Consider the following 13,709-nt stretch of genomic DNA (forward strand, 5'->3'; position numbering starts at 1 on the left):
ACTTATGACTAACAAGGACAACCATATAGCAAGAAGGGATTTTTTGAAGCTTGCTGGAGTTGGGGGTGCTGGCCTCATTTTAGGTTCTACCGGTGTCGGTGGAACCTTGTTAGCTTCTCAATATTTTGCAAAAGATAAAACAGATGTAAAAAATAAAGTGAAATTTTATGGTAAGTACCAATCAGGTATTACAACTGATTTGCAGAAACATATTTATTTTGTAGTGTTAACGATTAATAAAATGACTGTTTCTGATGTTAAAGAAATGTTTAAAACTTGGACGAATTATAGCGTTCATTTAATGAATGGGGAACCAGTAAAAGAGTTAGGCCAAAATAAAATGTTACCAAGTCCAGATACCGGTGAAACAATCGGTATAGATGCTAATCATTTATCATTAACTTTTGGTATAAGTCCATCCTTTTTCGAAAAAGTTGGCCTTGAAAAGTATAAACCTGAATTGTTGAAAGACTTACCTCATTTTCCTAAAGACCAATTAGATAAACAATATACTGGCGGAGACATATGTATACAAGCTTGCTCTGATAATCCACAAGTGAATTTCCATGCTATTAGAAATTTGATAAGAGTAGCTAAAGGTGAAGTTTCTATGAAATGGAGTCAATCTGGATTTAATTCTATCAAAGTAAAAAATGGAAAAATGGAAACGCCTAGAAATTTATTTTCATTTAAAGATGGCACTGGAAACCCGTCTATACATAATCAAACTGAATTAGATAAGTATGTGTTTATTCAAGACGGGTGGGCGAAAAACGGTTCATATTTAGTTGTAAGAAGAATACAAATGTTGTTAGAAACATGGGATAGAACGGCACTTGGTGAACAGGAAGCTACATTTGGAAGGTATCGACATTCCGGAGCTCCATTGGGTAAAGAGAAAGAATTTGACGAGTTTGATAGAAATATAAAAGATAAAAATGGAGAGAAATTAATAGAGGATGAATCACATGTCAGTTTAGCAAAACAGGCGAAATCTAATTTGCTTAGACGTTCTTATTCATACTCAGATGGTATTAATGAACAAACTGGCGCATTTGATGCAGGGCTATTATTTTTATCATTCCAAAGAGCACCGGAACAATTCATTAAAATTCAAAGCAAAATGGGCGCTCAAGATAAATTGAATGAATATATCACACATAGAGGTTCAGGTATTTTTCTATGTTTACCTGGTATTCAAGAAGGAGGATATTTAGGTGAAGCGTTATTTAATCGCATTTAGTATTACCATATTAATGTGCCTAGTTATCCCTATAACTGTTAAAGCGGAAATAAGTTTAAGTAATATTTATATTAGTGTGACAGATGCCAAAACAGCACTCCAAGACAAGGATACAAAAGCTTTTGAAGCACACTTTAAGGATATTAAAGAAAATTGGTCAAAAGTTAACAAAAAAGATCATAAATTAGTTAAAACAATTAATAATGATATAGAAAATATCGAAAAAAGTAACTCAAATGATGAAAAAATAAAATCGCTTAATACTTTAACAACAGATTTGATAGATTATGAAAAAGTATTAAATCCAGTAGACAAACAAGCAAAAAGAGATAAATTGCAAAATCAAATGCAACCGTTGATTAAAGAGATGGGTACAGCTATTTCTAACAAAGACTTTGACAAAGCGGTGGTAATTAATAATAAATTGAATTCAACTTGGACAAACAACGAAAAAATTGTGAGAGAAGAAAATATTGGGCGTTACGGTAAAATAGAAACAGCATTGATGTTTATTAGAATAGAACTTACAAAAGATAAAATCGAGCAAGGTAGTGCCCAAATGCAAGTAGACCAACTCAAAAAAGAACTTGATGACTATCATGCAGGTAAGCAGTCAGATGCAAAAACGAGCAACCAAGTTGTAACGGTTTTAAATGAGTATCTAGATGAAGCAATCAGAAATATCAAAAATAATAAACTAAGTAAAACAAAACAAGATTTACAAAGCTTTATTGTTGCTTGGCCAAACGTGGAAAATGAAATTGGCACAAGAAATGGTGAACTGTACACAAAAATAGAACAGAAAATACCACAATATGTAGGGCAAATAAATGGAAGCAATAAAGATGATATACAAGCAGAACTTGAGACATTGGATCAAGAAATTAAATCAACTATTTCTAAAGCAGGATATACATTTTGGGACGCAGCTTTAATCCTTTTACGAGAAGGTGTAGAAGCATTGCTAATTATTATGGCTTTGTTAACAGTTACTCGTAAAGCAGAACAAACAAAAGCATCTAAATGGATAATGAGTGGAAGCTTGCTAGGAATTATATTAAGTATAGCTTTAGCATTCATATTTAAGGCAATATTTGAAAATTTAGGATCTACACGTGAATTAACAGAAGGTATAGTGGGTATATGCTCGGTTATTTTGATGGTTATTGTAGGTGCTTGGTTACATTCAAAATCAAGTTTAGAATCATGGGAAAAATTTATTAATAAAAACATGGATAAAGCAATGTCTACAGGTAGTCTACTAACATTCGGTTTAGTAGCATTTTTATCAGTATTTAGAGAAGGTGCGGAAACTATTATTTTCTATTTAGGTATAGTAGGTAAGATTTCAACATGGTCTCTCATACTTGGAATATTAGTAGCAGTATTTATTTTAATTTTAATAGCCGTATTCTTTAATCAAATTACAAAATGGATACCAATACATAGACTATTCTTTATTATGTCACTATTTATATTCCTATTAGCATTTAAAATATTAGGCGTAAGTGTACACACGCTACAAATTCTCAATATTTTGCCTCAACACACAATTAATCATTTACCATTTATAGATCTTATAGGATTATATCCAACATATGAGACGGTTATACCACAATTAATCTTAATTGTGATTGTTATGATTTATTATATGATGAGCAAGAAATAAATAAGAGTTTAACCCCCAATCTATCACTCGATAGGTTGGTTTTTTATGTGAGAAGTGTGAAATGTACTAACTTTATGACAATTGTCATAGTGTATTCGTGACAATTTGTACTTATACATACAGCTAATATAATTTATACTTAAACCAATCTTATAAAAGGTGGTGGCCATAGTGATTAAAGTTCAAAATGTAACGAAAGTTTATAATGGTAAAAAAGTTGTGAATGATGTTTCTTTTCAAATTAATAAAGGTGAATGTACAGCTTTAATTGGGCCGAATGGTGCAGGAAAATCAACGTTAATAGATATGATTATTGGTGATAGAAAGCCAAACAATGGAACGATTGAAAGTGACCAATACCAACTCGATAAAAAATATATGGGCATATTATTTCAAACGTCAGCATTTCTAGATGTGATGAAAGTAAAAGAATTATTTAATTTATATAAATCGTTTTATAAACAAACAATTTCAATTGAAGACTTTAAAAGAATTACTAGATTTAATGATGAAAAATTAGAACAATTCGCTTCCAAATTATCTGGCGGTGAGCGTAGAATTCTTGATTTTGCATTATCCATCATTGGAAAGCCTAACTTTGTAATCTTAGATGAACCTACAAGTGCAATGGATACTGAAATGAGAAAGCATTTTTGGGTAGTAATTGACCAAATGAAAAAAGAAGGAAAAACAATATTTTATACATCTCATTATATTGAAGAAGTGGAAAGAATGGCTGACCGTGTCATAGTACTTAATAAAGGTGAACTTATAGTCGATAGCACGCCACGTGAAATTCGTCATAGTGACCATAAAACAAATATCCAAATTCCTTTAAAAAACAAAAAAATCATTGAAAATCTTAAAGATATTGAAATTGAAGAACTAAAAGACATTTTGAATATAAAAACTGAAGATGTGAATCCGATAATAAGAAAATTGATAGAGAATAATGTTGATTTTAACGAAATTGAAATTACGAAAGACTCATTAATGGATACTATATTCAAAAAAGATGAAGAAAGGAATTGATGTCCTATGTTATGGGCTTACATTAAATCTGAACTCATTTTATTGTCTAGAAAGAAAGCATATTTAATACTTTCAATTATGTTACCACTTGTTTTTTATTTAATTTTCACAGCTATGTTAGATTTACCAAAGGAATATGAAGCAAAGTTTTACAAAGAATATATGTTTAGCATGGCGACTTTTAGTTTGAGCAGTTTCTGTATCATGACTTTCCCACTTGAAATGATTGAAGATAAGAAATTAGGTTGGGCTAAAAATCTGTTTAAAACACCTTTATCTCCAATACATTATTATGCTGGTAAAATTATGAAATTAATGTGCATGTTTTGTATGTCTATAATTGCTTTATTTGTAACTGGAGCGTTGTATAAAGGTGTTGAGATGTCTATAGGAGAATGGATAGGATCAGCTATTTTATTATGGATAGGATCAAGCATGTTCTTATCTATAGGAGTGATCATATCACAAATTAAAGATATTCAAAAAGCTAGTGCAATAGCGAATATCCTGTATCTAGGTCTTGCTGTAATAGGAGGACTATGGTTTCCTACAGACCAATTTCCAAATTGGCTAAAAGAAATTTCTTATTTAACACCAACTTATAATTTAAGAGAGCTCTCACTTTCTTTTACAACGAGCGGTAGCTTTCACTATGAATCTCTATTTATTTTAATAGTTTATTGTATAATATTTATAAGTACAGCATTATTTATACGTAAAAAAACGGAAGTGATTTAATTGTCCATATTAGATAAAGTTAAAGCGAATCCAATAGGTACTGCAAACACCGTTTATTTGATTTTTCCAATACTGAGTTTAACTGTATTAGGCTATAAAGGTCCTTTATGGGGTGGTATTTTTGTTACCATCCTTTTTATTTTAAGTTATTTGATTATGATTTATGAAGATCTAACGGAAAAGGTTAAATTAAGAAGAGTATTATTATTGATTCACTTTTTAGGAATTATATATTTTGTGGCATTTTTCCATGCTTTTGATATTATGTTCTTCTTTTATGGGGCATTCATTATACCTTATGCTTTTCAGGTAAAGCTAAATTCTATTGAAGTGCTTATGTATTTCATTGCATTTTCATTGAGCCTAACGATAGTTGTACTTGATTATAAAGATTATTTGTTTATTCTTTCTCCTATGAGTATTGTTTTTATTTTGCTTTTGTTAGGTAACTTTAAAGCTATTGAAGCTGATAAGTTAAAAGAAGAAATTAATAGTAAAAACGAACATATTAATATATTAATTGCTGAACAAGAAAGAAATCGAATTGGTCAAGACTTACATGATACTTTAGGTCATGTTTTTGCTAGTTTAAGTATTAAGTCTGAATTAGCGATGAAGTTAGCTGATAATGATATCGAACAAGCTAAAGAAGAAATGGCATCAGTTAATGAATTATCTAAGGAAGCTCTAGTAAAAGTAAGAGCGATAGTTGATGACTTGAAACTTCAATCTTTTGAAGAAGAAGTAGAAACAATGGACACATTATTAAAAAATGCAAATTTATCGTTTGAATTTAATCATGCAATTCGTGCTAGTATACTCAGCCCTACAAAGCAATCAGCATTATCTATGGTTTTAAGAGAAGCGATAAATAATGTGATAAAACACGCTCAAGCAACAAAAGTAACAGGGACAATTATAGAAAATGATCAAAATATTATTATGGTTATTGAAGATGATGGCAAAGGTATGAAAAAAATAAACGATAATGATTTTAATAGCATTAAGCAAAGAATCAATGTATTTAATGGGGATTTGGAAGTGAATAATATAGAAGATGGCTTTAAAATGACAATTAGCTTACCAAAAGGGGATGATACACTATGATTTCAATTGTCATAGCTGAAGATCAAGAAATGTTGAGAAAAGCCATGGTACAGCTTATGGAATTAAACGATGAATTAGAAATCTTGGGTGATACTGCAAATGGAGAAAGTGCACTCACATTAATAAAAGAAAAGAAACCAGATGTAGCGATATTAGATGTAGAAATGCCGAATATGACAGGTCTAGAAGTATTAAAAGCAATTAAAGAGTCTAATATGGATACGAAAGTTATTATCGTGACTACATTTAAGCGCCCCGGATATTTTGAAAGTGCAGTTGCAAATGATATTGATGCATACGTACTTAAAGAGCGTTCAATAGATGAATTAGTTACAACTATAAAAAATGTAATGGATGGTAAAAAGGAATATAGCGAAACATTAATGACTTCTATGCTTAAATATAAAAACCCTTTAAATCCTAAAGAGCAACTAGTACTTAAAAAGATTGGAAAAGGATTATCGAGCAAAGAGATTTCTAAAGAACTATTTTTGTCAGATGGGACGATAAGAAATTACACATCGACAATCATAGAAAAATTAGAAGCGGAAAACCGTTTCGACGCTTGGCAAATTGCTATAGAAAAAGGTTGGATATAAAAAGAGTTTAGTATATAAATCCAAATAAAGATGAAGAATAATGCGCTAACGTGCTTGTTTACAACCACAAGCCCGTAAGAAAATGTAACGTGCTAGACTGAAATTTCTTGCCCGTAAGAGCAGAGTATCCAATGAATTTAGGGTGAAATCACATAATAAAGATGAAGAATAATGTGCTAACGTGCTTGTTTACATTCACTAGCCCGTTAGAAAATGTAACGTGCTAGACTGAAATTTCTTGCCCGTAAGAGCAGAGTATCCTATGAATTTAGGATAAAATTACATTAAGGTGATGAAGAATCAAGCGCTAACGTGCTTGTTTACAACGACTAGCCCGTTAGAAAATGTAACGTGCTAGTCCCAAATTTCTTGCCCGTTAGAGTCACTATAATACCCTCATATATAACAAAGGATCCAGAACATAAATTTGTCCTGGATCCTTTGTTTTCATTCATTATTTCATTTTAACTGTGCGTATGAAATCGTATAGACCTTCTAGTTGATCTAATTGTTGGTTACAGCGAATACTATCGTGACATATATAATTGCCGTTCTTTGTATATGTGCCATCGCCTTTAGATTTCGTAGTTGATAAGAACATGGAAACATTAGATTCTTTCTTACAAATACTACATACACCTGGTTTAATAGTTGTAGATAAATCACCAACTACACCAGTCAATTTATCATCTTCATACATGATGATATATTTTTTCTGTTTTCCAGAATCGTTCCATCCGATATATGATGTTTCTTTTAAATCAATGTTATCCCAATCTGGTTGTTTAAGTTTTTTAGTCTTTTTGAAGACTTTTTCTATTTGTTTAGATGACGGTTGTTGAAAAGGAATGACATAAACTTTTAAGCCAAGCAATACTTTTTCAATTTGTGAACGATTGATTTTTGGATTCATAATGATGTTTATGAAATTATCTACTTCAGAATATTTTTCTGTGAAAAGTTGTTCTATATGATCGTTTGTTATTGCTTGAAAAGTATCGATTGTTTTTGGGTCATTGACTGATTTATATACGTTAAATAGTTTTTCTGAATGTTCTTTAATATTTACATATTGATATGGTTGAATAAAATTATTCATAATTAATCCCTTCTTATTTTAATTTGAACTTTGGGTATGAATAATTGTAGAGAACATGACACATTTAATAGCATCTTGAGATCCCTCCTTATCAGAAACAAGTATAGTCTTTATTAGTTAGCATTTCAACATACAAAATTGGAGAAAGAAAAAACAGATAAAGTATTTTGCCATATACTTTATCTGTTTTAAATTTTTTGACGCTTATAATTTTAAGCTTTTTTATCGCGTGGTGGCCATATGAAATAACTTATTGCGATGATTAAATCTATTATAATTACAATTGTCCATAAATTAATGACATCATCCATTGCTTCTGTACGTTTGGGGTCGTGAATGATAAAAATAATAAGATGTAATATACCAGTTCCTAAAATATAAGATATTAAGTGTTTAACCCAACTTTTTCCGTATTGTTTAGCATAAGCAATGCCTTTCGGTTTATAAGGTTTTGGACCTTCTTTCATAATATAATACTGAAATCTTTCATCCGCCCATTGAATCATACTTTTACCGAATACAATTGAAACTGCAATGTACACTGCTGCAATAGCGTGAGGTAGTTCTGCGGTAGCACCGTGGTATAAATCTAAACTTGTTGAAACAAGCAATATTAAATCTAGCACGGGTGTTAATGCTAAGAAGAATAAACCGAGATTTTTACGTTTAAATATATATCTTGTAACCAAACCTAATAAGATAACTACCCAAAATGCGATTTCACAGAAGATAATAAGCCAGACAATAAAGTTCATGATTTGTCCTCCTTCGTATTCGTTAAAATATGTATTTCAGTACGAATAATTTATTCAATATCGTTTTATTAGAAAGTATGTCCAAATCATCATCTAACGTATTTTGACCATATATAAAACATTTTAACATAGCTGTATTCAATAAAAGTATCAAAATAAAATAGTTTAAATGTCATTGACTTTAGCAATACCAATATCTATTATTGGGTTAAGAAACGAGATTTTACAATTTCTTAACAAACTTTACAAAAAATTAATATTCGAGGAGGTTTAAAGCATGTTCAATTTTCTAAAGCCAGCTAAACATATTGAACCTTTACCTAAAGAAGAAGTAGACGATACGTATAAAAAACTGAGACTCCAAGTATTTATTGGGATCTTCTTAGGGTATGCAGGTTATTATTTATTACGTAAGAACTTTTCACTCGCGATGCCTGCTTTAATTGATGAAGGATTTAGCAAATCAGAATTAGGTTTTGCCTTATCAGCTATTTCAATCGCTTACGGGTTTAGTAAATTTGTTATGGCAACCATTAGTGACCGGAGTAATGCGAGAATATTTTTAACTTTAGGACTTGTATTAACTGCTATTGTTAACTTATTGATGGGTTTTATTCCTGTCTTAACATCAAGCGTTACGATTATGTTTATCATGCTATTCCTAAACGGTTGGTTCCAAGGTATGGGATGGCCGCCATCAGGCAGAGTGCTTGTACATTGGTATAGTGTGAGTGAACGTGGAAGTAAGACTGCAATTTGGAACGTTGCACATAATGTGGGTGGCGGGTTAATGGCTCCACTTGCTCTATTAGGTATCTCTATCACTGGTACACTTTCATTTGGATATTTAAAAGGATTCGAAGGGGCATTTATTTATCCAGCAATACTCGCACTAATTATTGCTTTAGTTTCATATATTCTTGTTAGAGATACACCTCAATCGATGGGGTTACCACCAATTGAAGATTATAGACAAGATTATCCAAATGAAAACAGAGAAACATTAGAAGTAGAACTGACAACTAAAGAAATATTGTTTAAATATGTACTAAATAATAAATGGGTTTGGATGATAGCAATTGCAAATATATTTGTTTATTTTGTAAGGTATGGTGTGCTTGATTGGGCTCCAACTTATTTAAGCGAAGAAAAAGATTTTAATTTAAATGCATCTGGTTGGGCTTACTTCTTATATGAATGGGCAGGTATACCAGGTACATTATTATGTGGATATATTTCAGATAAAGTATTTAAAGGTAGAAGGGGACCAGCTGGCTTTATATTCATGTTAGGTGTAACAATAGCCGTTGTTATTTATTGGCTAAATCCTCCTGGAAATCCATTGGTGGATAATATTGCTTTAATCGCAATAGGCTTTTTAATCTATGGACCAGTAATGTTAATTGGCTTACAAGCATTAGACTATGTACCTAAAAAAGCGGCAGGTACTGCAGCAGGACTAACAGGTTTGTTTGGCTATTTAGGTGGTGCAGTTATGGCTAATATTATCATGGGTCTTGTTGTGGATAACTTAGGATGGGATTCTGGTTTCTTATTGTTAACAATTGTAAGTGTGTTAGCAATGTTGAGCTTTATATTCACATGGAATAAACGCGGACAAGAAATTGTAAAATAAAATACTATAAAATATATAATACACTCTAAAAGATGGATGGTTTCATTTTTTAGAGTGTATTTTTCATTATCTAATAAAACAAAAAAATTCAAAAAATATAAAGAATTTAATTTCAATTTATTGTAAAACAAGTTAAAATATTAATGCTAAATTTAGCAATGCTTTTAAAAATAAAAAAATATTTTATTAGGAGTTTTTGGTATGAAAAATATATACGAAATCAAATACTTTAAATACTCTGCAACTAAATATAGAAATCATAATGGATTATCTTTCTTTGTGGTGTTAAAAGGGCAAGTTATGTTGACCATCAATTCTGAAAGTACAACTTATCGAGAAGGAGAAATATTTTTATTGAAGCATAATGAATGTTATAAGTTGGATGTTTCTGAAGGAAATATCGTCGTACAAATACATTTTTATGAATCACTACTTGATAACCTTATTCCTGAATTATTAACTAATCAATTCCAATTGAAAAACCAATCAGAAACGATTCAACTGAGAGAGCAGTTAATTCAACTTTGCAGTATATATTTAACAAAAGATGACGATAAAAATATTAAAATATTAAAAACATTACTATATATAGTAGAGAATATAAAAACGAGTTTCGAATTTTCTTATGATATGGACACAATTTCTACTGAAGGTTTACACCCTGTCATCGAAGAAATCAAGAACTATATTTATATTAACTATAATGAGAAAATCACTATGAACACTTTTACATCTAAATATCATTTATCGGAGTCTTATTTTTCAAAAATGTTTAAAGAACAAATGGGTATGAATTTTAAAGATTATTTAACGGATATTAGGTTATTGAATAGTATTTACGATTTGATTCATACAAATGAAAAAGTCATTGATATATCAGAAAAACATGGATTTTATAACGTGTCAGCATACATTAGCTCATTTAAATTACATTATGGTATAACACCTAAAAAGTATCGAACAATGTTTCAGAGTGAAAACACGAAATTTGCAAGACAAAATTTTTATAACGAAATAGACTACGAAAAGAAACTAAGTATAGATGAAATTAAATCGTATCTAAAATATTTTAAAACAACATATATAAATACAGATATTCAACAAGATAAAGAAATGTTATTGTTAAAATAAAAAGGAGACAAGAAGATGATAGTAGCATATATTGCTATGATAATGTTAATTATCATAGCGGTGACTTCTATAATAAAAGACATAACAGATAATAATGAAAATAAGAAAAAGAACCTTTTACCAAGTATAGCTATGTTGCTTGGAGGTATTATCATGCTTGTTTATAGTTTAGTATATTTGAGTTGAACACATATATGAAGTTCTATGTAGCAAGACGAGGTACACATGCAACATATAAGGTGAGAATGTTGCAAGACGAGGTTCACGTGCAACATATAAGGTGAGAATGTTGCAAGACGAGGTTCACGTGCAACATATAAGGTGAGAATGTTGCAAGACGAGGTTCACGTGCAACATTTGATCTCCCATTAACATACTCAGTCTAATTAAAACCACCGATTCAAATAATGAATCGGTGGTTTGCTATACATTTATGATTGTGAAATATATTTTTTAATAACTTCTTTATTTTTTTCTTTAAAAATATCGTTGTGGCTTGATACACGGCCGCCTGCCTGTGCTTCAGGATCTATATAACTTTTAGCTAAGTTTGCTGCATTAGCTGCGTCATTGAAACATGATGCGATAAGGTGTGCTTTTGCATCGTGTTTAAGAATATCTCCAGCACCAAAGATACCTTGTACTGACGTTTGTGTATTACCTAAGCCTTCAATAAAGAAATCATTTACTAAGTTAACTTTTGTTTGTGCATTGTGTAGCAATTCAGATTCACGATCGAAACCATGACTAATAATCACTTCTTCAACTGGAACAACTTCTTGTTCTTTCGTTTCAACATGTTCTAACACAACTTCTGAAATAACAGGTTTATCTGGCTGACTGTTTAACTGTTTGATGACCATACTAGGTTTCTTAATAACGTCTAATTTTTCTAGGAGATTTTTCATGTGTTCGTGACCTGATATTTCTTCTTTTCTATAACAGATTGTAACACTTTTAGCATATTCTGATAGGTCACAAGCCCAGTCTAGAGCTGAGTTCCCAGCACCTGAAATTAATATATGTTTATCTTTATATTTTTGGATAGATTGTACAACATAGTTTAAGTTTGATAGTTCAAAACGCTCTGCACCTTCTATATCAAGTGTAAGTGGTTTAATAATTCCGCCACCGACAGCAATAATTATAGATTTTGAATGATATTCATTGTCTTTATCTGTGGATATTATGAAATGTTGTTCTTCTACTTTTTGAATGTCTACTACTTTTTCCCCTAAACATACTTCAGGATTAAAATGTAATCCTTGTTCTACTAGATCTTGTATAACTTCATAACAAGGTTTTGGAGCAAGTGCACCAATATCCCATATAACTTTTTCTGGATACACATGCATTTTCCCACCCAATTTATCTTGGAAATCAACAATTCTTACGCTCATTCCTCTTAATCCCGAATAGAAGCTTGCGAACAAACCTGCTGGACCCCCGCCAATAATCGTAACGTCTGTTATATTCATAAATCGTGATTCCTCCTATTTTTCTACTTACGAGTATTATCCTACATCTGCAAATGATAATCAATATCATTGAATAGATTGTAATAATTTAATAAATAAAAAATTACCCACTAAAGTTATAATTTAGGTGGGTAATTTCGAATATATAATATTTTATTTTCAGTTAAATCCTAAAAATTATTCAACTGGGAATAATTTTTCAATTGTATCTAAGTTTTCTTTTGTTAATTTTACATCTAAAGTTTTTAAATTATCGATGACTTGGTCTTTACGTTTAGCACCTGGAATAATAACATCTAATGATGGTTTTGTTAAATAGAAAGCAAGTACAATGTGTGCAACTTCAACATTGTGTTCTTTAGCAATATCACGTAATTTATCGACTTTTTTAAGATTTTCTTTAAATCGTTCACCTTGGAATTCTGGATTATCTGCTCTTAAGTCATTAAATGTTGTATTTTCATCATATTTACCCGCTAATAGTCCAGAAACCAATGGGAAGTAAGGGATAAAAGTAATATTGTTTTCTGCTGTATAATTTAAAATTTCTTCGTTTTCTCTATTTAATAAGTTATATTCTAATTGTACGACATCAACATGTCCATCTTTATTTGCTTCTTTTAATTGTTCTAAACTAAAGTTTGAAACACCAATTGCTTTAATTTTACCTTGTTCTTTTAATTCTTGTAGTGTTGCTACTGCTTTATCTTTTGGTGTGTCATCATCTGGAAAATGTATATAATATAAATCTATATAATCAGTTTGTAATCTTTTTAGACTATTTTCCACTTGTTCTTTTAAAAATTCAGGGTCATTGGAGAGTTTTGTTTCATCGCCGTCAAAATAATGAGCACCCTTAGTTGCGATTACAACATCTTCTCTATTGTATTCTTTGACAACTTCTCCAACGAGTTCTTCAGAACGACCTGGTCCATATATAAACGCAGTATCTAGAAGGGTAACACCATTTTCAATTGCTGCTCTCACAACATCTTTACCTTGTTCTTCATCAAGATTTGGATATAAATTGTGCCCACCAACAGCATTTGTACCTAAACCAATTGGATTAACTTTGATATCTGTTTTACCTAATTTTGAAAGCTCTGTCACAAAAATCACTCCTTATCTTTTATATATATACCTTATCATTTAACTAAGACTTATTTAAAGGTTAATGCTTAAAGCTACTGCCAATACAAAAAGAGAGTCTGGAACAATTATT

Annotated in this window: 13 protein-coding genes; 9 read left to right on the top strand and 4 right to left on the bottom strand. The window is 30.6% G+C overall.

From position 1 onward, the window contains the following. Nucleotides 1-4 precede the first annotated feature (4 nt). The 6 genes from efeB (at nucleotide 5) to LQ688_RS02820 (ending at nucleotide 6,388) form a co-directional block, all read left to right on the top strand. Nucleotides 5-1,243, top strand: coding sequence for an iron uptake transporter deferrochelatase/peroxidase subunit (gene efeB / locus LQ688_RS02795; RefSeq protein WP_239752605.1), 1,239 nt, complete (start codon nucleotides 5-7; stop codon nucleotides 1,241-1,243). Next, entirely contained in the window at nucleotides 1,218-2,912 is a 1,695-nt protein-coding gene (locus tag LQ688_RS02800) for an FTR1 family iron permease (RefSeq protein WP_239724377.1), read from the top strand. Before efeB ends, LQ688_RS02800 begins: the two co-directional genes overlap by 26 nt. 171 nt (nucleotides 2,913-3,083) lie before the next feature. Then, nucleotides 3,084-3,944 (top strand): ABC transporter ATP-binding protein, encoded by an 861-nt coding sequence (locus LQ688_RS02805; protein ID WP_239703945.1) that lies wholly within the window; start codon nucleotides 3,084-3,086, stop codon nucleotides 3,942-3,944. Between the two features lie 6 nt (nucleotides 3,945-3,950). Continuing rightward, nucleotides 3,951-4,682: an ABC transporter permease gene (locus LQ688_RS02810; RefSeq protein ID WP_239752606.1), complete on the top strand. Its 732-nt coding sequence runs from the start codon at nucleotides 3,951-3,953 to the stop codon at nucleotides 4,680-4,682. Continuing rightward, nucleotides 4,683-5,789, top strand: a complete 1,107-nt coding sequence (locus LQ688_RS02815; protein WP_239752607.1) for a sensor histidine kinase — start codon at nucleotides 4,683-4,685, stop codon at nucleotides 5,787-5,789. It abuts the gene before it with no gap. Next, complete coding sequence (locus tag LQ688_RS02820) at nucleotides 5,786-6,388, top strand: response regulator transcription factor (RefSeq protein WP_239752608.1); 603 nt, start codon at nucleotides 5,786-5,788, stop codon at nucleotides 6,386-6,388. The genes LQ688_RS02815 and LQ688_RS02820 overlap by 4 nt, the downstream gene beginning before the upstream one ends. Before the next feature lie 454 nt (nucleotides 6,389-6,842). On the opposite strand, the gene LQ688_RS02825 is transcribed toward LQ688_RS02820, so the two are convergent. Beyond that, nucleotides 6,843-7,487: a FusB/FusC family EF-G-binding protein gene (locus LQ688_RS02825; RefSeq protein ID WP_239752609.1), complete on the bottom strand. Its 645-nt coding sequence runs from the start codon at nucleotides 7,485-7,487 to the stop codon at nucleotides 6,843-6,845. A 212-nt stretch (nucleotides 7,488-7,699) separates the two neighbouring features. Then, the gene (locus tag LQ688_RS02830; RefSeq protein ID WP_218688244.1) at nucleotides 7,700-8,242 is read right to left on the bottom strand and encodes a hypothetical protein; all 543 of its coding nucleotides are present in this window, start codon (nucleotides 8,240-8,242) and stop codon (nucleotides 7,700-7,702) included. A 277-nt stretch (nucleotides 8,243-8,519) separates the two neighbouring features. Here LQ688_RS02830 and glpT point away from each other — a divergent pair, with 277 nt between their 5' ends. The 3 genes from glpT (at nucleotide 8,520) to LQ688_RS02845 (ending at nucleotide 11,195) form a co-directional block, all read left to right on the top strand. Next, entirely contained in the window at nucleotides 8,520-9,878 is a 1,359-nt protein-coding gene (gene glpT, locus LQ688_RS02835) for a glycerol-3-phosphate transporter (protein ID WP_016998432.1), read from the top strand. 201 nt (nucleotides 9,879-10,079) lie between these two features. Then, complete coding sequence (locus tag LQ688_RS02840) at nucleotides 10,080-11,009, top strand: AraC family transcriptional regulator (RefSeq protein ID WP_016998431.1); 930 nt, start codon at nucleotides 10,080-10,082, stop codon at nucleotides 11,007-11,009. 15 nt (nucleotides 11,010-11,024) lie between these two features. Continuing rightward, nucleotides 11,025-11,195 (top strand): hypothetical protein, encoded by a 171-nt coding sequence (locus tag LQ688_RS02845; protein ID WP_016998430.1) that lies wholly within the window; start codon nucleotides 11,025-11,027, stop codon nucleotides 11,193-11,195. Nucleotides 11,196-11,440: 245 nt separating this feature from the next. Here the strand turns inward: LQ688_RS02845 and LQ688_RS02850 are convergent, their stop codons facing one another. Together LQ688_RS02850 and LQ688_RS02855 are read right to left on the bottom strand one after the other, a co-directional pair. After that, a complete protein-coding gene (locus LQ688_RS02850) occupies nucleotides 11,441-12,481 on the bottom strand; it encodes an NAD(P)/FAD-dependent oxidoreductase (protein WP_064211203.1) in 1,041 nt (346 codons plus the stop codon). Nucleotides 12,482-12,664: 183 nt separating this feature from the next. Then, nucleotides 12,665-13,597: an aldo/keto reductase gene (locus tag LQ688_RS02855; protein WP_064211157.1), complete on the bottom strand. Its 933-nt coding sequence runs from the start codon at nucleotides 13,595-13,597 to the stop codon at nucleotides 12,665-12,667. Nucleotides 13,598-13,709: the final 112 nt, after the last annotated feature.

This window comes from Mammaliicoccus sp. J-M40 (assembly GCF_022386395.1).
Lineage (GTDB): Bacteria > Bacillota > Bacilli > Staphylococcales > Staphylococcaceae > Mammaliicoccus > Mammaliicoccus lentus.

Coding starts and splice junctions, on each gene's coding strand:
- efeB (WP_239752605.1), top strand. CDS start 5: ATGACTAACAAGGACAACCATATAGCAAGAAGGGATTTTTTGAAGCTT.
- LQ688_RS02810 (WP_239752606.1), top strand. CDS start 3,951: ATGTTATGGGCTTACATTAAATCTGAACTCATTTTATTGTCTAGAAAG.
- LQ688_RS02820 (WP_239752608.1), top strand. CDS start 5,786: ATGATTTCAATTGTCATAGCTGAAGATCAAGAAATGTTGAGAAAAGCC.
- LQ688_RS02825 (WP_239752609.1), bottom strand. CDS start 7,487: ATGAATAATTTTATTCAACCATATCAATATGTAAATATTAAAGAACAT.
- LQ688_RS02830 (WP_218688244.1), bottom strand. CDS start 8,242: ATGAACTTTATTGTCTGGCTTATTATCTTCTGTGAAATCGCATTTTGG.
- glpT (WP_016998432.1), top strand. CDS start 8,520: ATGTTCAATTTTCTAAAGCCAGCTAAACATATTGAACCTTTACCTAAA.
- LQ688_RS02840 (WP_016998431.1), top strand. CDS start 10,080: ATGAAAAATATATACGAAATCAAATACTTTAAATACTCTGCAACTAAA.
- LQ688_RS02845 (WP_016998430.1), top strand. CDS start 11,025: ATGATAGTAGCATATATTGCTATGATAATGTTAATTATCATAGCGGTG.